This window comes from Actinomycetospora chlora, assembly GCF_039542135.1.
Taxonomy (GTDB): Bacteria; Actinomycetota; Actinomycetes; order Mycobacteriales; family Pseudonocardiaceae; genus Actinomycetospora; species Actinomycetospora chlora.
Map to the genome: position 1 here is coordinate 24992 of NZ_BAABHO010000001.1, position 23361 is coordinate 48352.

Sequence of the window (23361 nt, forward strand, 5' to 3'; positions counted from 1 at the left end):
CCACCGTGACCATCACCGAGAGCAGTCCCACCACCCGCGCCGGCGGGAGCGGGGAGGTCGAGCACGTCGACGTCCTCGTCATCGGCGCCGGCGTGTCCGGCATCGACGCCGGCCACCACCTGCGTGACCGCTTCCCCGACAAGACGTTCGCGATCCTCGAGAAGATGGAGGGCCGCGGCGGGACGTGGTGGACGCACCGCTTCCCCGGCGCCCGCTCGGACTCCGACCTGTTCACCTACGGCTACGCCCACAAGCCCTGGCGCGGCCCGTCGATCGCCACCTCGGGCGAGATCACCAGCTATCTCGACGAGGTCATCGAGGAGGACGACCTCAAGGCCGTCATCCGCTACCGGCACGAGGTGACGGCGGCGAGCTGGTCGTCGCAGGACCAGCGGTGGACCGTGGACGTGCACCGCGGGGACACCGGCGAGGACGTCCGGATGACCACTGACTTCCTGTGGATGTGCCAGGGCTACTACAACCACCAGGACCCGCACCGTCCCGACTGGCCCGGCACGGACCGCTACCTCGCGCACGGCGGCGTCATCGTCCACCCCCAGACCTGGCCCGAGGACCTCGACTGGGAGGGCAAGCGCGTCGTCGTCATCGGCAGCGGCGCGACGGCGGCGACGGTCGTGCCGGCGATGGCGGAGAAGGCCGCGCACGTGACGATGCTGCAGCGCACGCCGACGTTCGTGGCCGCGGTGCCGAAGACCCACGAGCTCGCGGTCCAGCTGCGCGCCCTCGACATCCCCGAGGACTGGACCCACGAGATCCTCCGCCGGGCCTACATCGAGCAGTTCAACGAGCTGACCCGGATGTGCATGGAGACCCCGGAGGAGGCGCGCCAGTTCCTGCTCGGCGAGATGCGGCCGTACCTGCCCGAGGGCTACGACGTCGAGAAGGACTTCAACCCGGGCTACCGCCCGTGGCAGCAGCGGATCGCGGTCGTGCCGGACGGCGACATCTTCACGGCGATCAAGGAAGGTCGGGCGTCGGTGGTCACCGACACCATCGACACCTTCACCGACACCGGGATCCGCACGTCCTCGGGCGAGGAGCTGGAGGCCGACATCGTCGTGTCGGCGACCGGCTTCAACCTCAGCGCGCTGGGCGACATCCCGTTCACCGTGGACGGCGAGCCCGTCGACGTCTCGCAGCAGGTCACCTGGCGCGGGATCATGATCACGGGCCTGCCGAACCTGGCCTACGTCTTCGGCTACTTCCGGCACAGCTGGACGCTGCGCGCCGACCTCGTCAGCGACCTGGTCTGCCGCCTGCTGTCGACGATGGAGGCCAAGGGCGCGCGCTCGGTCACGCCGACCCTGCGCCCCGAGGACGCCGACATGGAGATCCGGCCCTGGTCCGACCCGGAGAACTTCAACTCCGGCTACGTCATGCGGTCGCAGCACAAGATGTTCAAGCAGGGCGACCGCGCTCCGTGGACGCACATGCACGAGTACGCCGAGGAGCGCCACACCCTGCCCGCCGCGGACCTCGACGACGGGAGCCTGGTCTACGAGTAGGCCTACGAGGAGCGGAACACCGACCGGCGCACCTTGCCCGCGTCGTCGCGCAGCGGTTCCTCCGAGCGCCGCCACATCCGTGGCCGCTTGGCCGGGGACAGCCGCGCGGCGACGTGGGCGTCGAGCTCGGCGTCCGTGACGGGCCGGTCGGTCTGGACCACGGCGTGGGGCACCGAGCCGAGGTCGTCGTCGGGGGCGGGCACGACGACGGCCGAGACCACCGCGGGGTGCTCGAGGACCGCGGCCTCGATCTCGGCCGGGTACACGTTCTGGCCGCCGACGACGATCATGTCGGCGGCGCGGTCGGCGAGGTAGAGGTAGCCCTCGGCGTCGAAGCGGCCCATGTCGCCGAGGGACTCCCAGCCGCCCGGGCGGCTCCGCGGCTCGGCGCCGAGGTACCGGTAGGTGGTGCGCCCCGGCTCGGGGCGCAGCCAGAGCTCGCCGACCTCGTCGACGGCGCACTCCCGGCTCCCGTCGAGCGTGCGCACCTGGATCTCGCCCCCGGTGACCCGCCCGACGGAGCCGGGGTGCGCGAGCCACTCCCGGCCGGTGATCGACGTGCGGGCCTGGGCCTCGGTGCCGGCGTAGCCCTCGAGCACGCGGTCCGGGCCCAGCCAGTCGATCACGGCGCGCTTGACGGCGGGCGGGCACGGCGCGCCGATGTGGAACAGCGTCCGCAGGGCCGGTAGGTCGGGCAGCCGGGGGAGCCGCACCATCCGCCCCATCATCGTCGGCACCGCGTAGATCCAGGTCGCGGCGTGCCCCTGCGCGAGCGCGACGGCGCGGGCGGCGTCGAACCGCCCCATGAGCACGACGTGGTTGCCGAGCAGCAGCCCGAGCAGCGAGAACAGGTACGGCGCGTTGTGGAACAGCGGCGCCGTGCAGAGGAACGTCCCGCCCGGCTCGATCCGGTAGACCGGCGCGCGGGCCGTCACGGTCTCGAACGTGCCGGGCTCGCCGGCGACGATGACCTTCGGCCGGCCCGTCGACCCGCCCGACGTCGGGGCCTTCCACGCCGGCGGCGCCGGGACGGGCGGCGGCGGGGTGTCGGGGCCCGTGGGCCGGTGCCCGAACGGCAGGACCGTGGTGCCGGCCGGCGCGAGCGCCGGGTCGGTGCCGGGGGCGAGGCCGACGACGACCGGGGGGCGCACCACGTCGAGGACGGCGGCGATCTCGCCGGGGGCGAGGCGGTGCGACAGCGGCTGCGGCACGGCGCCGAGCTTCCACGCCGCGATCGTCAGCGCGTAGTGCTCGGCGACGTTGGGCGGGGCGATCGACACGAGGTCGCCGGGCGTGACGCCGTGCCCGGCGAGCTCGTGGGCCCACCGGTTGGCGTGGGCCTCCAGCTGGGCGAACGTCCAGGACGCGGCGTCGTCGGTGACCGCCGGGCGGTCGGGGTGCTCCGCCGCGATCCGCGTGAACGCCGCGCCGAGGGGTTCGGGCATGGTCCCGATCCTGCGCTCAGCGCCGGGACGTGCGCAGGGCGAACAGCCCCGCCGCCGCGGCGATCACCGCGACCACGAGCAGCGGCGTCCCCCACGACGTCGTCGTCCCCGACGCGGGTGCCGCGCCGCCCGGCTCGGCGGCGGCGGTGGTGCCGGCGTCGTCGTCGCTCTCGGCGCGCGGCGCGGCGTCGGTGAGCTGGCCGGCCGGGCGCGGGGAGGTGAGGGCGAAGCCGTGGTCGAGCAGCGCCGCGGCCTGCTCGTACATCGGGACGGGGCGCTGCTCGCCGCGCATGAGCACGGCCACGAGCCGGTGCCCGTTGCGCTCCGCGGCGCCGATGAACGTGTGCCGGGCGTCGTCGGTGAAGCCGGTCTTGCCGCCCAGGTAGCCGGCGTAGCCGCTGGTCAGCAGCTTGTTGTCGTTGACGACGTCGAAGCCGGGGTTCGGGCCCCAGCCCGGGAACGCGATCCGCGCGGTGGAGGTCGCCTGCGCGAAGGCGGGCTGGCGCATCGCGACGCGGAAGATCGACGCGAGGTCGTAGGCCGACGTCGACATCCCGGGCCCGTCGAGGCCCGACGGCGTCGCGGCGCGGGTGTCGAGGGCACCGAGGTCGCGGGCCGTGGTGTTCATGAGGTCGACGGTCGCGGGCACGCTGCCGGTGAGGCGCACGGCGAGCGCGTGCGCGGCGTCGTTGCCCGACGCCATGAGCATCGCGTCGAACACCTGCCGGATCGTGTACTGCCCGCCCGGGCCCATGCCGACCCGCGTGCCCTCCTGGTCGGCGTCCTCCTGCGTCCCGGTGATCACCTCGTCCATCGGCAGGCGCTGGGCGACGAGCAGGCCGGTCAGGGTCTTCATCAGCGACGCGGGGCGCAGCCGCGCGTGCGGGTTGCGGGCGGCGATCACCGCACCGGTGTCGAGGTCGGCCAGCACGTAGGAGACGACGCCGACCGGCGGCGCGGGGGGCGTGCCGTCGCCGACGACGTCGCCGCAGCTGCCCATCGCGGGCCCGCCGACCGGGGGGTCGGGCACCGGCAGCGCCGCCGGCTCGGCCTGCCCCGGGGCCGGGGCCTCGGAGGTGTCGACCGGCGGGCCCGGGGCGGTGCCGTTGGGGCACTCGGCGCCCGCGGGCAGCGCGGGGGCCGCGGTGGCGGCGATCCCGGGGAGGGCCACCACCGTCAGCGCGAGGAGCGCGACGAGCGTCGCGAGCCGCCGACGGAAGTGCATCGCCGCGAGCCTAGCCACCAGGCGACGCCGCCCCGGGAACGAGGTGGGCGTGCCGCCCTCGCACGATCGAGGGCGTCCTCGGCTCCGTGCGACGGCGCCGGGGCGTCCCTCGCGCCACCGGGCGGGGCGGGGGCCGCGGACCTACTCGGCGCCGGAGCTCTCGGCGGGCAGCTCGGCGCCGTTCACCTGGCTGTCGCGGGCAGCGGGCTTGCGCGAGCCGCGGCGCGCCGTCGGGCGCGGTGCGGGCATCGAGCCCGACGACCCGCCACCCGGGCCGAGGATGATCTCCGCGAAGGTCGCCATCGCCTCGTCGAGGTGGCCGGCGTTGCGCCGCTCGGACTCCTCGTTGGCCTGGCGCACCAGCGCGACGACGGCCTCGTGGTCGGGGCGGTTGACGAGCGTCCCGTCGAGGCGGTCGAGGCCGGTCTCCACCGAGGTGGACAGCGCACCGACGCGCTCGCCGAGGCCGTTCTCGACGCCGTCGATGCGGGTGCCGACCTCGTCGAGCCGCCCCGAGAGGCGCTCGAGGCGGGTGGTCAGTTCGCCGACGAGCTCGCCGGTCTCGGTGCGGGTCGTCGTGGCGTCGGTGCGCGCGGCCTCGCGGGTGCCGGTGATCTCCTCGGAGACGCCGCGGGCGAGGTCCTCGAGACGGTCGCGCAGCGCGGCGTCGACGGCGTCGACCCGCTCGCGGACCGGGCCGGTGACCGCCGACGGCAGCCCGTCGAGGCGCATCTCGTGACGGTCGAGCTTGTTGTCGAGGTCGTCGAGGCGCTTGTGCAGCCCGGAGATGCGGTCCTCGAGGCCGTCCATCCGGCCGGCGACGCCCTCGAACCGGCCGGTGACGCCGTCGAGACGGCCGTCGAGCTGCGCGAACGGCGTGGCCAGCCGCTCACCGATGCGGTCGACCAGGCCCTCGACGAGGCGGGCCAGCGAGGAGATCGACGACTCCTGGCTGTCGAGCTTCGCGACGGTCTCGTCGAGGCGCTCGGCCAGCACGCTCATCTCGGTGCGGTCGGGCACGTCCGAGAGGCGCTTGCGGATCGCGCCCAGGCTGTCGAGGGCGGCGAGACGACCGTGGATCTCGTCGAGCGAGTCGAAGATCTGCTGCTGTTCGCTGTCCCGGACCTCGGCCGCACGCACCAGCATGCTGCGCATACGGTCGAAGGACATCGTCTGGCTGTTGTCGATCACGCGCGGCGCCCGCTCTCTCTACGACGGTGCCGGCCCCGGGGGCACGGCCGGTCTCGGCGGTGCCGAAGCGTAAACACCCTTCCCGACGCCACCCCATCCGGGTGATGGACAGGCAGCCTGGCGTCCACCACAGGGGCACCACGGGTGCGCTGGTGTTCAGTGCTGGCGCAGCCGCCCCAGGAAGCGGTCCTCGAGCGTCCGCCAGGCCGCGGCCTCGCGGTCGAAGGGCGGGGACGGGGTCAGGCGTGTCGGGTCGGGGCGCACGACGAACGACACGAGCCACCCCAGGCTCTCCGACGGGGCCAGCGCCTCGCGGGTGCGGGCGTCGCCGGCCCAGTCGGCGGCGTCGACCAGCAGCTCGACCGCGAGCTCCAGCTGCTCGGCGTCGACGACGTCGGGGCCCTCGCCGAGGTCGTCGGCGATGCCGGCGAGCACGTACTGGTTCTCGGGAGCCACCTCGATCTCGAGGTCGCCGCCCGTCGCGGCCGACACGACCTCCTCCCAGGTCGTCACGTCGGCGAGGTCGTGCCCCTCGGCGCCCTCGCCGGCGATCCACGTGCGCAGCGCGCGGGCCGAGGTGAAGGTCTCGATGGTCCCGCCGGAGCCGAGGAAGACCGGCTCGTCGTCGAGGTAGCAGCGCAGCGTCATGACCTCGCCGTCGGCGGTCGTGATGCCGATCGGGTCGATGCCCACCTCCTCCCAGAAGCCCTCCTCGGGCTCCTCGGCCTCGTCGACGAGGTCGGAGCGCAGCGACTCGCCGCGGGTGTCCCCCCGCAGCTCGTCCGGGGCGTCGTCGACGGCGTCCTTCGGGTCGTCGGCGACGGCCGCGGGGTCGGAGGGGTCGCCGTCGGCGTTCTCCGCCGGGGCCGCCTCCTCGCCGTCGGACGCGTCCGCGTCGAGGTCGCCCGACGGCGCGGCACCACGGGTCGAGCTCCGCTCCGCTCCGTCTCCCACCGGCGTCGCCGTGGCCCGCAGCCGGGTCGCGAGCTCCTCGTCGACCTCGGGCGTGGTCACCAGGGCGTCGAGGGCGTCGACGACCTCGTCCCAGCGCTCGTCGACGATCTCGGCCAGCTCGGCCCACAGCGCCTGGCCGTCGCGGCCGGCGAACGCGGTCGGCCCGGCGGTGAGCGCGGCGAAGGCCGGGGTCGCGTCGAGCACCTCGTGCACGACCTCGAGGTCGCACACGTCGGCGAGCGAGCGGCACATCGCGGCGACCTCGGCGAGGTCGTCGAGCGTCCAGGTGTCGGGGTCGCCCGCCGCGAGCTCGGGGACGCCGACGACGTCGTAGCGCTGCACGTCCTCCGGGGTCAGCTCGTCGACCGACAGCTTGACGACCACGGGCCAGGCCGGGTGGTCGGTGAGGTCGTGCTCCTGGCCGGTCTCCTCGGCGCGGGCCACCCAGGCGGCCAGGTCGGCGGCGTCGGCGAAGGCGAACAGGGACTCGTCGTCGCCGAGGAACGCCTCCCACTCCTCACCGTCCTGACGCCACCGCGGGGCCCACAGCGTGACCAGGTCGCCGGCGGTGAGCGCCAGCGTGATCGGGATGATGTCCTGCGCCATGCCGGGCGGCCTCCGCGAGCCGGGGGTGTGTCTGCGCGGCGCACCCTATGCCGGGGGCCGTGACCTGCCCGTACCCGCACGGGCGAGGTGCCACCCTGGCGGCATGGATCTGCTCCGGACGCCCGACGAGCGCTTCGACGACATGCCCGGCTTCCCGCTCGTCCCTCGCTACGTCGAGGTGGACGACCCCGACGGCGGCACCGCGGTCCGGGTCGCGACCTACGCGGCCGGTCCCGAGGACGCCCCGGCCGTGCTGCTGCTCCACGGCGAGCCCTCGTGGTCGTACCTCTACCGGCACGTGATCGACACCCTCGCCGCGGCCGGCCTGCGGGCCGTGGCGATCGACCTCGTCGGCTTCGGCCGCTCCGACAAGCCCGCGCAGGTCGGCGACCACAGCTACGCGCGCCACGTCGCCTGGACCGCGCAGGCCGTCGACGCGCTCGGGCTGCGGGACGCCGTGCTCGTCGGGCAGGACTGGGGCGGGCTGATCGGGCTGCGGCTCGTGGCCGCCGAGCCCGAGCGCTGGGCCGGGGTCGTCGCCGCCAACACCGGACTGCCGACGGGGGACGTCGACATGCCGGCGGTGTGGTGGCAGTTCCGCAAGGCCGTGGAGAAGGCGTCGGTGTTGGACGTCGGCCGGCTCGTCGCGTCCGGCTGCGCGCGGGGCCTCGAGCCGGCCGACCGTGCCGCCTACGACGCGCCGTTCCCCGACGAGGCCCACAAGGCCGGCCCGCGCGCGATGCCGCTGCTGGTCCCGACGCGCCCGGACGACCCCGAGAACGGGCCCAACCGCGCCGCGTGGGAGGCGCTGGGGCGCTACGACCGGCCGTTCCTCGTGGCGTTCTCGGACTCCGACCCGATCACCGGCGCGATGGCCCCGGTCCTGCGCGACCACGTCCCCGGCGCCGCGGGTCTCGACCACCCGGTGATCACCGGCGCGGGGCACTTCCTGCAGGAGGACGCGGGCGCCGAGCTCGGCCGTGTCGTGGCGGACTTCGTGCGCGATCTCCCCCACTAGCCTTGCGGCCCATGGCCGAGCCGCGCGTCGTGCGCCACCCGCTGGTCGACGTCCGCATGACGACCCTGCGCGACGAGACCACCGACCGCGCCACGTTCCGGGCCGCGGTGCGCGAGCTGACGGCGATGGTCGTCTACGAGGCGATGCGCGACGCGGAGACCCGGCCGGTCGGGATCCGCACGCCGGTCGCCGGGGCCACGGGCGCCGAACTGGCCGCGCCCCCGGTGCTCGTGCCCGTGCTGCGGGCCGGGCTCGGCATGGCCGAGGCCGCGCACGCCCAGGTGCCCGGCGCGGTGATGGGGTTCGTCGGCGTCGCCCGCGACGAGGAGACGCTGCGCCCGACCCCGTACATGGCGTCGCTGCCCGGCAGCCTGGCCGGCATCCCGGTGCTCGTGCTCGACCCCATGCTCGCCACCGGCGGTTCGATGGCCCACACCATCGACCTGCTCGTCGACCGCGGCGCCGACCGCGTCACGGCGGTCTGCCTGGTCGCCGCGCCCGAGGGCGTCGAGCGCCTCGCGCAGGCCCACCCCACCGTCGAGGTCGTCGCGGCCGCCCTCGACGAGCGGCTGAACGAGCACGGCTACATCGTCCCGGGGCTCGGCGACGCGGGGGACCGGCAGTTCGGGGCGATGCCCTAGGCGGTCGGGCGTGCGGGTCCTGGGGTGCTCTCCATCTCGATCTTTCGAGCGTGTCGGGAGCGCTGTCGGGTCAGAACGGTGGCGGGTCGTCGTCGGGGTGGACGGCGGGTGCGGTGACCTCGGGCTCGGCGAGTCCGGTGGCGCGTCGGTAGCGGGTGCGCCAGTCGGGGTGGTCGTCGTCGGTCCAGGCGGGCTCGTCGTCGGGTAGGGGGCGGGGTGTGGCGGCGGGTCGGGGCGCGACGGGTTCGTGGAGGATCTTCCTCGGTCGGGTGGTGTGGTGGATGCCGGCGCGGGTGCGCCACCGGAAGTGGCCCGGTGCGGGTTGGTGGACCGTCCAGCCGCCGTGGTGTTTGGCGCGGTGGTGGTGGCGGTCGAGCACGCCGAGGTTCCAGTCCAGGCTGGGCCCACCCCACGCGTGGTCGAGGGTGTGGTCGAGATCCGAGTGCTGGGCGCGGCGTCGGCAGGCGGGGGCGACGCAGCAGCGGTCGCGGACCCGGGTCCAGCGGTCGATCTCGACCCGCGGCCGCCGCCGGTACAGATCAGCGGCGGTCGCCGCCGGCGGGCCACCCGCGCGGGGTAGCTCGGCCAGCCTGGCCTGGAGCTCGGCCAGCAGCGCCGCCCACGGGCCGTGGCCGGTCGGGGTCAGGGCGGCGAGCAGTGTCGTCGGAACGTGGAGTTCGACGATGGCCCGGCACCGCTGCCCCGACCTGCCCGGTCGGGGCCGGTGTGGTCGTCGCCGGGCGAGCAGGACGTGCTGGAGGCGGCCCTGGTCGTCGGTGCACACCACCCGCCACTCCCCGCGGCGGTAACGGGACACCAGCGTGCGGGCGTGGTCGGCGAGGACGGTGCCGTAGCCGGGCACCTGGCCGGGCAGGTCATCCAGCCCCAGCGCCGTCGAGAGTCGCAGCCGCACCTCGCCGACCCCCGCCCGCACCCGCCCCGGGCCCGGCTCCGGCCCATCGAGCAGCGCCGGGAACGGCTCAGGCTCGCCGACAAGACCGGGCAGATCGAGCAGGCCCTGCCCAGCGCCGTCCCCCGGGCCGCCGCTGGGGCCGCCGCCGGCGGTGCCGCGTGTCGCGCCGGGCTCATCGCCCCCGCCCGAGCGCTGGGGCTCGCGCTCCGGCTCGTCGCTGCTGGGTCCGCGGTCGCTGGGTCCGCGGTCGCTGGGTCCGCGGTCGCCGGGTCCGCTGCCACCGGGGCCGTGGTCACGAGGGTCGCCACCGCCCGGCCCGTCGGGCCCCCTGTTGTCGGGGCCGCGACCGCTGGGTCCGCCGTCGCTCGGGTCGTCGGGACCGGGGTCGTCGCCGGGGGCGTGGTACTCCGCGGCGAGCAGGACGGCCACCGCGCGGTCGTCGAGGCCGGCCAGGGAGCCGTCGAGCAGCCGCTCGGCCACCTCCTTGCGCAGGACACCGATCGGGGTCAGCACCCCGAGCCCGCGCACCGCCGCGGCCAGGGCGTCGACCCGGTCACGCATCGCCAACCCCGACGTCGCCGCCACATCCACCAGCGACAAGGTCGCCGTGCCCGACGGGTTGGCCTGCAGGATCAACCGCCCGTTGCGCCGCGCCTTGGCTTCTCGGCGGGCGGCCCAGCCGGGGTCGAGCTCGATGACCACCTGCTCGATGCGGTCGATCAGCTCCCCGATCGGCAGGCTCGCCGCCACCGGCAGCAGCACCTCGGCCACGTGGCGGGCCAGGTCGTCGGGCACGTCCCGGGTCCACTCACACAACCGCGACGCCCGCACCACATCCAGCCGGCCCTCCCACACCGCCTCACCGACCGCGGGGAGGCGCACCTCGAGATCGTCGGCCAGCCCGAGCTTGCGGGTGGCCATCGACCGTGACCAGCACAGCACCGCCGCGACCTCGTCGCCGGAGAACTCGTCGTAGCCCGAGTACCGCTCGGTCGAGCCGGCGCGGGCCCGACCGAGGTGGTGCATCGCGGTCAACGTCCGGGACTCCGCGCGCGCCTGCTGACGCGCGCACGCCCGCAGATACGCGGCCAGATCCTCCCCAGCCAACGCCGCCGCCGACAGCCCCTCCAACACCGCGTCGAGCTCCGGACCAGGGTCCAGACCGTCCAGGACCGCAGCCACCGCGGGGCGCTGATCCTGGTCGATGCTCACGAACAGGACGCTAGCCCCGACCCCCGACAGTCCCGGCCCGAGAACGGCCCGAGCGGGACAAGGAAAGGTCACGGAACGGCAACGATCCCGGACACTCCCGAGAGATCGATCCGGAGAGGTCGGACCGCGGGAGTGGCGCTCAACGGCGCGGTGGCGGCCCCGTGGAGGATGGAGCACATGAGCGTTCCCGTGCTGACCGCCGTGGCGTGGCCCTACGCCAACGGCCCGCGGCACATCGGCCACGTGTCCGGGTTCGGTGTGCCCTCCGACGTCTTCTCCCGCTACCAGCGGATGGTCGGCAACCGGGTGCTCATGGTCTCGGGCACCGACGAGCACGGCACGCCGATCCAGGTGCAGGCCGACGCCGAGGGCACCACGCCCCGCGAGCTCGTCGACCGGTACTCGCGGGTGATCCAGGACGACCTCGTCGGGCTCGGCCTGTCGTACGACCTGTTCACGCGCACGAGCACCGACAACCACCACCGCGTCACGCAGGACCTGTTCACCGCGCTCTGGGACAACGGCTACATCTCCACCGAGACGACGCTCGGCGCGATCAGCCCGTCGACCGGCCGGACGCTGCCCGACCGCTACATCGAGGGCACCTGCCCGATCTGCGGCTACCCGAGCGCGCGCGGCGACCAGTGCGACAACTGCGGCAACCAGCTCGACCCCGCCGACCTCATCAACCCGCGGTCGCGGATCAACGGCGAGACCCCGCAGTTCGTCGAGACCGAGCACCTGCTGTTCGACCTGCCGGCGTTCTCGCAGTCGCTGTCCTCGTGGCTGGACACCCGGACGTTCTGGCGCCCGAACGTCCTCAACTTCAGCCGCCGCCTCGCCGAGGACCTCAAGCCCCGCGCGATCAGCCGCGACCTCGACTGGGGCGTGCGCATCCCGCTGGACGGCTGGCGCGAGGCGCCGATGAAGCGCTTCTACGTCTGGTTCGACGCCGTCATCGGCTACCTGTCGGCGTCCATCGAGTGGGCCCAGCGCTCCGGCGACCCGGACGCCTGGAAGCAGTGGTGGTGCGACCCCGACGCGCAGGCCTTCTACTTCATGGGCAAGGACAACATCACCTTCCACTCGGTGATGTGGCCCGCGATCCTGCTCGGCCACAACGGCGAGGGCGACCGCGGCGGCAAGGTCGGCTCGTTCGGGCACCTGAACCTGCCCACCGAGGTCGTCAGCTCCGAGTTCCTGACGATGAGCGGCTCCAAGTTCTCCACGAGCCGCGGCACCGTCATCTACGTCGGCGACTTCCTGCGCGAGTTCGGGCCCGACGCGCTGCGCTACTTCATCTCCGTCGCCGGGCCGGAGAACCAGGACACCGACTTCACGTGGGACGAGTTCGTCCGGCGCACCAACTTCGAGCTGGCCAACGAGTGGGGCAACCTCGTCAACCGCTCGGTCTCGCTGGCGGCCAAGAACGTCGGCGCGATCCCGGAGCCCACGGCGCCGGACCCGGCCGACGAGGCACTGCTGGCCCAGTCGCGCGCGGCGTTCGACACCGTCGGGGCGCACCTCGCGCGCTCGCGGTTCAAGCAGGCCATCTCCGAGGCGATGCGGGTGGTCGGCGAGGCCAACGCCTACCTGAGCCACCAGGAGCCCTGGAAGCGCAAGGACGACCCGGCGCGCCGCGACACGATCCTGCACACCGCGCTGCAGGTCGTGCAGGACGCCAACACGCTGCTGACCCCGTTCCTGCCGCACGCCGCGCAGAAGGTCCACGAGGCGCTCGGCGGTACCGGGGTGTGGGCCGAGCAGCCCCACCGCGAGGACGCGGGCACCTCGGGCGAGCTCGGGACGAGCCACTCGGTGCTCACCGGCGACTACGCCCACGAGCAGGCGCGCTGGGCGTCGACGCCGGTGCCGGTGGGCCGGCCGCTGGAGCGCCCGACCCCGCTGTTCGCCAAGCTCGACCCGAGCCTCGGCGAGACCGGCCCGTCGTGGGCGCCGATCCACACCGGTGAGTAGCAGCAAGGACCGCGTCCCACCCCCGGTGCCCGAGCCCCTCGGCCCAGGGGTGATCGACGCCCACACCCACCTCGACGCCTGTGGGGCGCGGGAGCCCGCCGTCCTCGCGCAGGTCCTCGACCGCGCCACCGCCGCGGGCGTGACCGCGATGGTGACGACGGCCGACGACCTCGACTCCGCCCGGTGGGCGGCGTGGGCGGCCGACGGCGACCCGCGGGTGTTCGCCGCGGTGGGCCTGCACCCGACGCGCTCGAACGACCTCACCGACGACGCGCGGGCCGCCCTGTCGGAGCTGGCGGCGCGCCCGCGCGTCGTCGCCGTGGGCGAGTCCGGCCTCGACGACTACTGGACGAGCCGGCGCGAGGACTGCGCGCCGCTGGACGTCCAGCGCGAGGCGTTCGCGTGGCACATCGACCTCGCGAAGCGGACCGGGCTGCCGCTGGTCGTCCACGACCGCGACGCCCACGACGCGATCCTCGACGTCCTGCGCGCCGAGGGGGCGCCCCCCGTCACCGTCTTCCACTGCTTCTCCGGCGGGCCGGAGCTGGCCCGCGTCTGCGCCGACGAGGGCTGGTACGCGTCGCTGTCGGGCACGGCGACCTTCCGCAACGCCAACGCCGCCGAGCTGCGACGAGCGGCGCAGTGGATGCCCGCCGATCTGGTCCTCGTCGAGACCGACGCGCCGTTCCTGACCCCGCACCCGTACCGCGGTCGTCCGAACGAGCCCTACGTCGTCCCCCACACGGTGCGCGACCTCGCGGAGCTCCGTGACGAGCCCGCCGAGCGGTTGGCCGCGACCAGCGCGGAGAACGCCCGGCGGGCGTTCGGGCTGGCCGAACAGCCTCAACCTTCACGCTCCGTCGATCGATAGAGCACGCAGTGACCACGCTCGTCGTCGGAGGAGCGCCGTTCGGCGCAACACGGTCGTGTCGGCTTGATGGTGCCGACGGTCAACTCGTTACCGTGCTGTGACTCGCCGGGGTGGAGCCACCCCCGAGGGCTCGGAGCGGGACGGACCTTCCCCAGGTCCGCACCGCCGCTGTTCCGGGCCCGGCTCCTGCCCGGACGTACGAACGATGCGGACTCCCCAGTGCTCGTGCGCCTCCTGCTCGACTCCGCCGCCCGATGAGCGCGGACACCACGACCCGCGGTCGTGTCGACACCGAGACCGACACCGCAGGGCTCCCGATCACCGGTGACGGCTGGTACGGCACCGACGACACGTACGGCTCGTACGGCGGCTCGTACGGCGAGGCCTGGTACGGCCGCGACGGCCACCAGGGCCAGGCCTACGGGCACGACTACGGCTACGACGCCGCCCACGAGTTCGGCTACGACAGCGCCTACGGCGCGCGCGGCGGCGACGCCCCCGGCTGGTTCGACGACATCACCGGCCCGCTCCCCGTCGCCCGCGCTACCGCCGCCGACACCGCCGTGGACGGCTCCGTCGAGGCCCCGAGCGGCGCGCTCGACCTCGGCGACCTCGACGAGTGGAACGACCTCGAGTCGTTCACCGGCGAGCAGGAGGCCGACGGCGACCTGCGCGAGGCCGCCCCGGCGGGCCTCACCGGGTTCGACGACCCGCAGCGCCTGGCCACCGACCCGAAGCGCCGCTCGAACGCCGTCAAGGGCGGCGTCGCGGTCGCGCTGCTGGCCGTCGCGGCCGGCGGCAGCACCGCCGTCGCGCTCGACAAGCAGGTGACGGTCACGGTCGACGGCGTCGACCAGGTGGTGCACACCTACTCCTCGGACGTCGCCGGCGCGCTCGACAGCGGCGATATCCCGATCGGCCCGGCCGACCAGATCGCGCCCGGCCCGAACGCCGAGGTCCACGACGGCGACCACCTCGTCATCAACCGCTCGCGCGACGTCGCGCTGATGGTCGACGGCCGCCCGCAGACGATCACGACGACGGCCCGCACGGTCGCCGACGCGCTCGCCCAGCTCGGCCTGCCGTCCGACGGCCTCGTCACCTCGGCGCCGATGAACGCGAACATCCCGGTGAACGGGATGAACCTCGACGTGCGCGTGCCGAAGTCGGTCACGATCGTCGACGGTGGCGGCGCCCCGCGCCAGATCAGCACCACGGCGGTGAACCCGGCCGAGCTGCTCGCCCAGAACGGCATGGCCGGGCTCAGCCCGACCGACACGGTCGCCGGCGACATCGTCAACGGCTCGACCATCACCGTCACCCGCAACACGGTCACCCAGGTCACCGAGACCCGCCCGGTCGCGCCGCCCATGCGCACCGTCGACGACCCGGACCTCGAGCAGGGCGAGACCCGCGTCGAGGAGCCCGGCCAGGCCGGCGAGGAGGTCGTCACCTGGTCGGTCAACGCCACCAACGGCGCCGAGACCGGTCGCACCCAGGTCGGCCAGTCGCAGGTGACGCGCCAGCCGGTCGGCGGCGTCGTCCACCGCGGGACCAAGCCGAAGAACGAGGCCCCCTCGGTCGCCAACGGCAGCAAGTGGGACCGCATCGCCCAGTGCGAGGCCACCGGCGACTGGTCGATCAACACGGGCAACGGCTACTACGGCGGCCTGCAGTTCGACCGCCAGACCTGGCGGGCCTACGGCGGCACGCAGTACGCCGCGCTGCCCCACGAGGCCACCCGCGAGGAGCAGATCGCGGTCGCCGAGCGCGTCCGTGACGACCGCGGCGGCTACGGCGCCTGGCCGGTCTGCGGCCGCAAGTAGCCGAGCCGGGGGCAGACTGACGCGCGTGACGAGTCCGGTGCGCCTGTTCGGGGCAGGCGACGTCCGGGCCCTCGCCGCCGAGCTCGACCTGCGCCCGACCAAGAGGCTGGGCCAGAACTTCGTCCACGACGCCAATACCGTGCGGCGCATCGTGCGTCTCGCGGGGGTCGGTCCCGACGACGTCGTGCTCGAGGTCGGTCCCGGCCTCGGGTCGCTGACCCTGCCCCTGCTCGAGGCCGCGGCGTCGGTCGTGGCGGTGGAGATCGATCCGGTGCTGGCCGCGCGCCTGCCGGCGACCGCCACCGAGCGGGCCCCGGGCCGCGACCTGCGGGTCGTGACGGCCGACGCGCTGCGCCTCGCGCCGGGCGACCTGCCGCTCGCGCCCGACGTGCTCGTGGCCAACCTGCCCTACAACGTTGCCGTGCCGGTGGTGCTGCACCTGCTCGCCGAGCTGCCGGGCCTGGCCCGCGGCCTGGTGATGGTGCAGGCCGAGGTCGCCGAGCGACTGGCCGCGCGGCCGGGGGAGAAGGCCTACGGGGCGCCGTCGGTGAAGCTCGCCTGGTACGCCGAGGCGCACCGCGCCGGTCCGGTGCCGCGCGCGGTGTTCTGGCCGGTGCCGGGCGTCGACTCCGGGCTCGTGGGGTTCACCCGCCACGCGGGCGGGGCGCCGCCCGAGGCCGACCGCCGGGCGGTGTTCGCCGTCGTGGACGCCGCGTTCGCCCAGCGCCGCAAGTCGTTGCGCGCGGCGCTGGCGGGGTGGGCCGGGTCGGCGGCGGCCGCCGAGGCGGTGCTGCGGGCGGCCGGCGTCGATCCCGGCGCCCGGGGCGAGTCGCTCGACGTCGCCGCGTTCACCGCGATCGCCCGGGCGCGTGTCACCGCGGGGTCCTGACCGTGGCCGGGTCCTGAGCGTGGCCGGGTCGAACGGGGCGAGCGGGCGCGGTCCGTACGCTGGTCGGGTGCTCTCCGCCGTCGGACCGTCGGTCACCGTCCGCGTCCCGGCCAAGATCAACCTGCACCTGGCCGTGGGCGAGCTGCGCGCCGACGGCTACCACGACCTCGTCACCGTCTTCCAGGCGCTGAGCATCGTCGACGAGATCTCCGTGTCGGCCGCCGTCCCCGGCGCGATCGAGCCCGGGGTCGCGGTCACCCCGACCGACGGGGTCGACGTCGACGACGTTCCCACCGACACGTCGAACCTCGCGTGGCGGGCGGTCGAGGCCCTCGCGCGGCGCGCCGACCGCGATCCCGACGTGCGGGTGCGCATCCGCAAGGCGATCCCCGTCGCCGGCGGGATGGCCGGCGGCAGCGCCGACGCCGCGGGCGCCCTGCTGGCCGCCGCGGGGCTCTGGCGCCTCGACCTCGGGCGCGACGACCTCATGGAGATTGCCGCCGACGTCGGCTCGGACGTCGCGTTCGCCCTGCACGGCGGCACCGCGCTCGGCACCGGGCGCGGCGAGCGCCTCGTGCCGGTGCTCTCGCGCCACACGTTCCACTGGGTGGTCGCCGTGGCCGACCACGGGCTGTCGACGCCCACCGTGTTCGGCGAGCTCGACCGGCTCCGCGCGCGTCCCGAGGCACCCCGCCGGGTCGGCGACGTCGAGCCGGTGCTCGAGGCGCTGGCGTCGGGGGAGGCCCACTCGCTGGCCCTCCTGCTCGGCAACGACCTGCAGGCCGCCGCGGTCAGCCTCGACCCCGGCCTGCGGCGCACCCTGCGCGCCGGCGTCGACGCGGGCGCGCTCGCCGGCGTCGTGTCCGGATCGGGCCCGACCTGCGTGTTCCTCTGCGACGGCCACGACGCCGCGGTGCGCGTGGCCGCGGAGCTCGCCGGGTTCGGGGTGTGCCGCACCGTCCGCGTCGCGCACGGGCCCGTGCCCGGAGCCCGCGTCGTCGAGGGCGACGGCCCGCCGTCCCCACCCCGTCCGGTCGATCCCGGGCCCGGCGCCTACGCCTGAGCGTCACCGCTCCGGCGGTCGTTCCGTCGGCCGGGTCCCCCTAGCGTCCGCACGGGCGACGACGGGGGTGGAGCGATGGAGACGACGGCGGCGTCGGTGGGGACGATCGACAACGGGCCGGCGGTCCCCGGCCTGCCCGGCCTGGGCGCCTCGGCCGTGGTCGGGGTGCCCTTCACCGCCCTGACCCCGCTGCGCACGCAGCAGCCGGTGTACGACGACCCGGTGCGGGCGCTCGTGGCGCCGTCGCCCGACCCCGCGATCGCCGCCCACGTGCTGGCCACCACGGCCGGCTACGCCTACGGCGACGCGCTGACCGTGTCCACGATGGCGACGCGCCTGGGCCTCGAGCGCAACCGGGTGCGGACGGTCGACGAGACCGTCGACGCGATGTTCATCCGGTCCACCGCGCACGTCGTGCAGAGCGCCTGCGGGCGGGTGGTGGTGCTCGCCTACCGCGGGACGGAGCCGACCAACCTCGTCAGCTGGCTCACCGACGGCGACACGGACCCCGAGATCCAGGGCGCCGACGACACGGAGGCCGACCCGCTGCTGGCCCACGTCCACGCGGGCTTCTACCGGAACGTGCGGGCCACCCGCTTCCACGTCGCGCAGGTCCTCCTCGACGCGCTCGAGGGCCGGGCGATCGCCGGCGGGGGCACCGTCGTGCACCGGGCGGAGGCGCTGTACTTCACGGGCCACAGCCTCGGCGGGGCCATGGCGCTGATCCACGCGGTGCTGCTGGCCCGGGACGCGGACAACGGCTTCTGGCGGGCGCGGCGGCTCTGGGACCTCCTGCGCGGCGTGTACACCTTCGGCGCCCCGATGGCGGGCGACCGGTCCTTCGCCGAGCAGTGCGCGGCCCTCGGCGTCACCGAGCGGGTCCGGCGCCACGTGTACCGCAACGACCCCGTGCCGGCGCTGCCCCCGTGGTTCGTCGGGTCGTCGTACCGGCACGTCGGCGCCGCCCACCACCTCGGCGGGGGGTGGACGCCCGCGACGCTCCTGGAGGGCCCGGCCTCGCTGGTGCCCCTGCTGCTGTCGCCGGTGGCGTTCGCCGCCCGCCAGATCGGGTTGCTGCGCGACGTGCCGTTCGTCTACTCGCTCGGCGCGCACGCCCCGCAGCACTACATCGCCGCGCTGGCGCCGCCGCACACCACCGAGTTCGGCCGCCCCGCGGGGGCGCGCCCGCGGTAGCCCGCCCGTCCGGGGCCGGCGCCCGGTGGCGCACCATGGACACCGTGCCCAACCTCGTCAACCTCGAGTCGGTGGCGATCGGCTTCGGTGGCCCGAAGCCCGTCCTCGACGGCGTGTCGCTCGGCGTCGACACCGGTGACCGCATCGGCGTCGTCGGGCGCAACGGTGGCGGGAAGTCGACGCTGATCTCGGTGCTGGCCGGGGTGCTGACGCCCGACGCCGGGCGCGTGAGTCCCGTGCGCGGGCTGCGGATGGCGCTGGTGACGCAGCAGACGCAGCTCTCGGGCGAGACCGTCCGGGAGGCGGTGCTCGGGTGGACGGGAGACGAAGCGGAGCGGAGCTCGACCCCGAGATACGTCCCCGACCACGAGTGGGCCGCCGACGCGCGCAGCCGTGCGGTCGTCGAGGGCCTGCGCCCCGGCGGTGACCGCGGCCTGGACGCCCCGGTCGAGGGCCTGTCCGGCGGCGAGCGGCAGCGGATCGCCCTGGCCGCCGCGCTGGTGCGCGAGCTCGACCTGCTGGTGCTCGACGAGCCCACCAACCACCTCGACGTCGAGGGCGTCGGCTGGCTGGCCGAGCATCTGCTCGCCCGCCGCACCGCGGTCGTGGTCGTCACCCACGACCGCTGGTTCCTCGACACCGTCGCCTCGCGCACGTGGGAGGTCGTCGACGGCCACGTCGAGCAGTACGAGGGCGGCTACGGCGACTGGATCTTCGCCCGCGCCGAGCGCGCGCGCCTGGCCGACGCCGCCGAGCAGCGGCGCCGCAACCTCGCCCGCAAGGAGCTCGCCTGGCTGCGCCGCGGGCCGCAGGCGCGCACGTCCAAGCCGCGCTACCGCGTCGAGGCCGCCGAGGCGCTGATCGCCGACGTGCCCGAACCGCGCGACTCCGTCGAGCTCGTCACCATGGCCAAGCACCGCCTCGGCCGCACGGTGGTCGAGCTCGAGGACGCGACGCTGCGCGTCGGGGACCGGACCCTGGTCGACCGGCAGACCTGGCGCATCGGGCCGGGCGACCGCATCGGCATCGTCGGGATCAACGGCTCGGGCAAGACGACGCTGCTGCGCGCCGTCGGCGGCGAGCGTCCCCTCGACGGCGGGACGCGCGTGCAGGGCACGACGGTACGGCTGGCGCACCTGTCACAGGACCTCGCCGACCTGCCGATGCACCGCCGCGTGCTGCAGGCCGTCGAGGACATCGCCGAGCGGGTGACGATCGGGCGCTACGAGCAGACCGCCTCCCAGCTCGCGGAGCGCTTCGGCTTCCCCGCGGCCCGGCAGTGGACCCCGGTGTCCGACCTGTCCGGTGGCGAGCGCCGGCGGCTGCAGCTCGTGCGCCTGCTCATGACCGAGCCGAACGTCCTGCTGCTCGACGAGCCCACCAACGACCTCGACGTCGACACCCTCCAGCAGCTCGAGGACCTCCTCGACGGCTGGCCCGGGACCCTCGTCGTCGTCAGCCACGACCGCTACCTCACCGAGCGCGTCTGCGACCGCGTCGTGGCGCTGTTCGGCGACGGCCGCATCACCGACCTGCCCGGCGGTATCGAGGAGTACGTGCGCCGCCGCGCCGGGCAGGCACCCCCGCCGTCGATCTCGGCGTCCTCGGCGGTGTCCACCGGCACCGCGCGCGGCGAGGCGGACCGCCGGGCGGCGCGCAAGGAGGTGGCGCGGATCGAGCGCCGCCTCGAGCGCATCGCCACGGAGGAGACCAAGCTGCACGAGCGGCTCGCCGCCGCGGCCACCGAGCCCCAGCGCCTCCTGGAGCTGGACGCCGAGCTCCGCGCGCTGGTCAGCGAGCGCGAGCAGCTCGAGGAGGCGTGGCTGGAGAACGCCGTCGACTAGAGGATCACGCCGTGCTCGGGGCGCGACCACGTCGCCTCGGCCGGCGCCGGCCGCCGCCACCAGCGTAGGTCGGCGACGACCAGGACGACCGCGACGGCCAGCCAGAGACCGAAGTACAGGAGGGTGTCGTCCTGGACGGCGCCCTCCACCGCGTGGGCGACGAGGACGAGCAGGACGCTGCCCCGGGCGTGGTCGAACAGCCACGAGTACCAGAACGTCACCGCGACCGTCCCGACGACCAGCCCGACCAGCGTGGTCACGACGTCGCCCCCGACGAGGAACGCGATGGGCAGGTGCCACGCGGTCACGAGCACGGCGAGGATCGACGTCGACGCGAGCGGCGAGAGCCGCGCCTGCATCCCCGGCAGGGCGAACCCGCGCCAGCCCGGTTCCTCGCCCAGCGGCCCGTCGCCCGGGTTGACCAGACGCACGAGGGCCACCAGCAGCACGTCACCGGCCGCGGCCCAGGCGATCGTCGACACCTCCCCGCGCAGCAGCACCGCGAGCAGGTGCACGGCGAGGGGGACACCGATCGCGAGCAGGTAGCACCACCAGGGCACGCGCCACCGCACGAGACGGCGGCCGAGCTCGACCAGCCCGGCCCGGCCCCGGCAGAGCGGGGCGACGACCAGCGCCGCGACCAGCGGCGCGTAGGCCCCGAAGGTGCCGAAAGGCAGGACGCCCCAGGCGATGGCGTACGTCAGCACGAAGAAGACGACGACGGGGTGCCGGCGGACCGCGCTGCGGAGGCGCATGCACCGGCAGGGTCCGCCGGTCCGGGGCCGCGGACCAGCCGCCGTCCGGACGAACCGGACGGCGGGGGCTAGTGAATGCGGTTCTGGGCGGGCTCGAGGCCCTCGGCCACGAGCGCCTCGACGGCGTCCGCGGCCAGCTCGACGGACACGTCGAGCTCCTTGCGCTCGGCGGCCGACCAGCGCTTGAGCACGTAGTCGGCGGGGTCCTGGCGGCCCGGGGGGCGGCCGATGCCGAAGCGCACGCGCAGGTAGTCCTTGGTGGCGAGCGACTTGGAGATCGAGCGCAGGCCGTTGTGCCCGCCCTCGCCGCCGCCGCGCTTGAGGCGCACGACGCCGAACTCGAGGTCGAGGTCGTCGTGGACGACGATCACGTCGGTCGGCGCCACCGAGAAGAAGCGGGCGGCGCCGGCCACCGGGCCGCCCGAGAGGTTCATGTAGCCGCGGGGCTTGGCCAGCACGACGCGGCGGCCGGCGAGCCGGCCCTCGGCGACGTCGGCGCCGGAGCGCTTGTGCACCGAGAACCGGGCGCCGAGACGCCCCGCGAGGACGTCGGCGACGACGAACCCGACGTTGTGCCGGGTGCCCTCGTAGTCGGGGCCCGGGTTGCCCAGCCCGACGACCAGCAACGGGCCGTCGGGCCGGGCAGCGGGGGAGCTCACGGAGGCGCGTCAGCTCTCGTCGGAGGACTCGGACCCGGACCCGGCGGAGCCCTCGGCGGGCTGGTCGCCGTCGGCGGCCTCGGACGACTCGCCGGTCTCGTCGGCCTCGGACTCGGGGGTGTCCTCCTCGACGCCGGCGCCCTCGGTGTCGATCTCCTCCTCCATGGCCTCCTCGGTCGGGGCCTCGGTGACGTTGACGACGAGGAGCTCCGGGTCGGAGACCAGCTCGGCGCCGTCGGGGAGACGGATGTCGCCGGCGAGGAACTGGGTGCCGATCTCGGCGTCCTCGATGACGACCGTGATCTCCTCGGGGATGTCGGTCGCGTCGGCCTCGACCGTGAGGGTGTCCTCGTTCTGGAAGACCAGCGTGCCGGAGGCGGCCTCGCCGAGGGTCACGACGCGGACGTCGACCTGGACCTTCTCGCCGCGGCGCACGAGGACGAGGTCGACGTGCTCGAAGAAGCCCTTGATCGGGTCGCGCACGATGCTCTTGGCCAGGGCCATCGGCGGCTGGCCGCCGAGCCCGGTGACGGTGAGCAGGGCGTTGCGCCCGTTCTCGCGCATCACCTTGGCGAACTCGACGGTGTCGAACGACAGGTGCACGGGGTCGGTGCCGTGCCCGTAGAGCACGCCGGGCACCTTGCCGGCGCGACGCGTCCGGCGCGCGGCGCCCTTGCCGAACTCGGTACGGGCCTCTGCCGCGATGCGGATCTCGTCGGCCATGGTATGTCTCTCCTGCGGTGTCGTCCACGGGTCGGCGCGCCGCGCGCGGCCGGACCCGGAGCACCGGGGGGCCGCACCGCGTCGATCACGGCCGGTCCTCGTGACCGGCCCTCGCCGAAGTGCGTCGTCCACGATACCTAGGGTGCGTCCGTGACCCTCGACCGGGAGGCGGCGGACCGGGCGGCGACGCGGGCGGGCTACGACGCCATCGCCCCGGCGTACGCCGAGCACTTCCGCGACGAGTTGGCGGGCTCCCCGCTCGACCGCGCGGTGCTCGGGGCGTTCGCGGAGCTCGTCGAGGGGGAGGTCCTCGAGGTCGGCAGCGGGCCCGGCGGCGTCACCGCGCACCTCCACGGGCTCGGCGTGCGGGTGCGGGGCGTCGACCTGTCGCCGGCGATGGTCGAGCTGGCGCGACGCGAGCACCCCGGGATCGGGTTCGCGGTCGGTGACATGGCCGCCCTGGACGTCGCCGACGCCGCGCTCGGCGGGGTCGTGGCCTGGTACTCGCTCATCCACGTGCCCGCCCCCGAGCTGCCGGCCGTGCTCGCGGAGTTCCGGCGGGTGCTGGCACCGGGCGGCCGGCTGCTGCTCGCGTTCCAGGTCGGCGACGACGTGTCGCACCACGACGAGGCGTTCGGCCACCGCGTGTCGCTCGACTTCCGCCGGATGCAGCCCGACGACGTCGCCTCGCTGCTCGGGGACGCGGGGTTCGACGTCACCGCCCGGGTGGTGCGCGCCCCGGAGCAGACGTCGCTCGCCGCGCCCGTGCCCCAGGCCGCCCTGCTCGCTCGCCGTCGTCGGTGACGGACCCCGCGCTCAGCGCGGAGTT

The 23361-nt window shown here is 74.9% G+C and carries 19 protein-coding genes; 11 read left to right on the forward strand and 8 right to left on the reverse strand.

Annotation, left to right across the window (positions count from 1 at the left end; all coding sequences use genetic code 11):
- Window positions 1-5: 5 nt before the first annotated feature.
- Window positions 6-1526 (forward strand): flavin-containing monooxygenase, encoded by a 1521-nt coding sequence (locus ABD994_RS00115; RefSeq protein WP_345410086.1) that lies wholly within the window; start codon window positions 6-8, stop codon window positions 1524-1526.
- A gap of 2 nt (window positions 1527-1528) precedes the next feature.
- On the opposite strand, the gene ABD994_RS00120 is transcribed toward ABD994_RS00115, so the two are convergent.
- From ABD994_RS00120 to ABD994_RS00135, 4 genes are all read right to left on the reverse strand, one after another.
- Window positions 1529-2971, reverse strand: coding sequence for an AMP-binding protein (locus ABD994_RS00120; RefSeq protein WP_345410087.1), 1443 nt, complete (start codon window positions 2969-2971; stop codon window positions 1529-1531).
- Window positions 2972-2987: 16 nt separating this feature from the next.
- Window positions 2988-4196: a D-alanyl-D-alanine carboxypeptidase family protein gene (locus ABD994_RS00125; protein WP_345410088.1), complete on the reverse strand. Its 1209-nt coding sequence runs from the start codon at window positions 4194-4196 to the stop codon at window positions 2988-2990.
- 141 nt (window positions 4197-4337) lie between these two features.
- Entirely contained in the window at window positions 4338-5387 is a 1050-nt protein-coding gene (locus ABD994_RS00130; RefSeq protein WP_345410089.1) for a PA containing protein, read from the reverse strand.
- Between the two features lie 156 nt (window positions 5388-5543).
- The gene (locus ABD994_RS00135) at window positions 5544-6947 is read right to left on the reverse strand and encodes a primosomal protein (protein ID WP_345410090.1); all 1404 of its coding nucleotides are present in this window, start codon (window positions 6945-6947) and stop codon (window positions 5544-5546) included.
- Between the two features lie 103 nt (window positions 6948-7050).
- On the opposite strand from ABD994_RS00135, the gene ABD994_RS00140 reads away from it, so the two are divergent.
- Together ABD994_RS00140 and upp are read left to right on the forward strand one after the other, a co-directional pair.
- The gene (locus ABD994_RS00140; RefSeq protein ID WP_345410091.1) at window positions 7051-7965 is read left to right on the forward strand and encodes a haloalkane dehalogenase; all 915 of its coding nucleotides are present in this window, start codon (window positions 7051-7053) and stop codon (window positions 7963-7965) included.
- Window positions 7966-7976: 11 nt separating this feature from the next.
- Window positions 7977-8606: a uracil phosphoribosyltransferase gene (gene upp, locus ABD994_RS00145; RefSeq protein ID WP_345410092.1), complete on the forward strand. Its 630-nt coding sequence runs from the start codon at window positions 7977-7979 to the stop codon at window positions 8604-8606.
- 70 nt (window positions 8607-8676) lie between these two features.
- On the opposite strand, the gene ABD994_RS00150 is transcribed toward upp, so the two are convergent.
- The gene (locus ABD994_RS00150; protein ID WP_345410093.1) at window positions 8677-10731 is read right to left on the reverse strand and encodes an HNH endonuclease signature motif containing protein; all 2055 of its coding nucleotides are present in this window, start codon (window positions 10729-10731) and stop codon (window positions 8677-8679) included.
- A 177-nt stretch (window positions 10732-10908) separates the two neighbouring features.
- On the opposite strand from ABD994_RS00150, the gene metG reads away from it, so the two are divergent.
- The 7 genes from metG to ABD994_RS00185 all read left to right on the forward strand — a co-directional run bounded on the left by metG (window position 10909) and on the right by ABD994_RS00185 (window position 20395).
- Complete coding sequence (gene metG / locus ABD994_RS00155; protein ID WP_345410094.1) at window positions 10909-12708, forward strand: methionine--tRNA ligase; 1800 nt, start codon at window positions 10909-10911, stop codon at window positions 12706-12708.
- Window positions 12701-13579, forward strand: coding sequence for a TatD family hydrolase (locus tag ABD994_RS00160; protein WP_345410095.1), 879 nt, complete (start codon window positions 12701-12703; stop codon window positions 13577-13579). Before metG ends, ABD994_RS00160 begins: the two co-directional genes overlap by 8 nt.
- 254 nt (window positions 13580-13833) lie before the next feature.
- Window positions 13834-15405: a resuscitation-promoting factor gene (locus ABD994_RS00165; RefSeq protein WP_345410096.1), complete on the forward strand. Its 1572-nt coding sequence runs from the start codon at window positions 13834-13836 to the stop codon at window positions 15403-15405.
- Window positions 15406-15430: 25 nt separating this feature from the next.
- Window positions 15431-16294: a 16S rRNA (adenine(1518)-N(6)/adenine(1519)-N(6))-dimethyltransferase RsmA gene (rsmA, locus tag ABD994_RS00170; protein WP_345410097.1), complete on the forward strand. Its 864-nt coding sequence runs from the start codon at window positions 15431-15433 to the stop codon at window positions 16292-16294.
- A 67-nt stretch (window positions 16295-16361) separates the two neighbouring features.
- Window positions 16362-17357 (forward strand): 4-(cytidine 5'-diphospho)-2-C-methyl-D-erythritol kinase, encoded by a 996-nt coding sequence (locus tag ABD994_RS00175; protein ID WP_345410098.1) that lies wholly within the window; start codon window positions 16362-16364, stop codon window positions 17355-17357.
- A 75-nt stretch (window positions 17358-17432) separates the two neighbouring features.
- On the forward strand, window positions 17433-18551 hold the full coding sequence (locus tag ABD994_RS00180; RefSeq protein WP_345410099.1) for a lipase family protein: 1119 nt from the start codon (window positions 17433-17435) through the stop codon (window positions 18549-18551).
- A 44-nt stretch (window positions 18552-18595) separates the two neighbouring features.
- Window positions 18596-20395 (forward strand): ABC-F family ATP-binding cassette domain-containing protein, encoded by a 1800-nt coding sequence (locus ABD994_RS00185; protein WP_345410416.1) that lies wholly within the window; start codon window positions 18596-18598, stop codon window positions 20393-20395.
- Here the strand turns inward: ABD994_RS00185 and ABD994_RS00190 are convergent.
- The 3 genes from ABD994_RS00190 to ABD994_RS00200 form a co-directional block, all read right to left on the reverse strand.
- The gene (locus ABD994_RS00190) at window positions 20392-21150 is read right to left on the reverse strand and encodes a CPBP family glutamic-type intramembrane protease (RefSeq protein ID WP_345410100.1); all 759 of its coding nucleotides are present in this window, start codon (window positions 21148-21150) and stop codon (window positions 20392-20394) included. The genes ABD994_RS00185 and ABD994_RS00190 overlap by 4 nt on opposite strands.
- A gap of 68 nt (window positions 21151-21218) precedes the next feature.
- Window positions 21219-21809, reverse strand: coding sequence for an aminoacyl-tRNA hydrolase (gene pth, locus ABD994_RS00195; protein WP_345410101.1), 591 nt, complete (start codon window positions 21807-21809; stop codon window positions 21219-21221).
- A gap of 9 nt (window positions 21810-21818) precedes the next feature.
- Window positions 21819-22532, reverse strand: a complete 714-nt coding sequence (locus tag ABD994_RS00200) for a 50S ribosomal protein L25/general stress protein Ctc (protein WP_345410102.1) — start codon at window positions 22530-22532, stop codon at window positions 21819-21821.
- 150 nt (window positions 22533-22682) lie between these two features.
- Here ABD994_RS00200 and ABD994_RS00205 point away from each other — a divergent pair, with 150 nt between their 5' ends.
- A complete protein-coding gene (locus ABD994_RS00205; RefSeq protein ID WP_345410103.1) occupies window positions 22683-23336 on the forward strand; it encodes a class I SAM-dependent DNA methyltransferase in 654 nt (217 codons plus the stop codon).
- The last annotated feature ends 25 nt before the right edge of the window (window positions 23337-23361 follow it).

Coding starts and splice junctions, on each gene's coding strand:
- ABD994_RS00120 (WP_345410087.1), bottom strand. CDS start 2,971: ATGCCCGAACCCCTCGGCGCGGCGTTCACGCGGATCGCGGCGGAGCAC.
- ABD994_RS00125 (WP_345410088.1), bottom strand. CDS start 4,196: ATGCACTTCCGTCGGCGGCTCGCGACGCTCGTCGCGCTCCTCGCGCTG.
- ABD994_RS00135 (WP_345410090.1), bottom strand. CDS start 6,947: ATGGCGCAGGACATCATCCCGATCACGCTGGCGCTCACCGCCGGCGAC.
- ABD994_RS00140 (WP_345410091.1), top strand. CDS start 7,051: ATGGATCTGCTCCGGACGCCCGACGAGCGCTTCGACGACATGCCCGGC.
- upp (WP_345410092.1), top strand. CDS start 7,977: ATGGCCGAGCCGCGCGTCGTGCGCCACCCGCTGGTCGACGTCCGCATG.
- metG (WP_345410094.1), top strand. CDS start 10,909: ATGAGCGTTCCCGTGCTGACCGCCGTGGCGTGGCCCTACGCCAACGGC.
- ABD994_RS00165 (WP_345410096.1), top strand. CDS start 13,834: ATGAGCGCGGACACCACGACCCGCGGTCGTGTCGACACCGAGACCGAC.
- ABD994_RS00180 (WP_345410099.1), top strand. CDS start 17,433: ATGGAGACGACGGCGGCGTCGGTGGGGACGATCGACAACGGGCCGGCG.
- ABD994_RS00190 (WP_345410100.1), bottom strand. CDS start 21,150: ATGCGCCTCCGCAGCGCGGTCCGCCGGCACCCCGTCGTCGTCTTCTTC.
- ABD994_RS00200 (WP_345410102.1), bottom strand. CDS start 22,532: ATGGCCGACGAGATCCGCATCGCGGCAGAGGCCCGTACCGAGTTCGGC.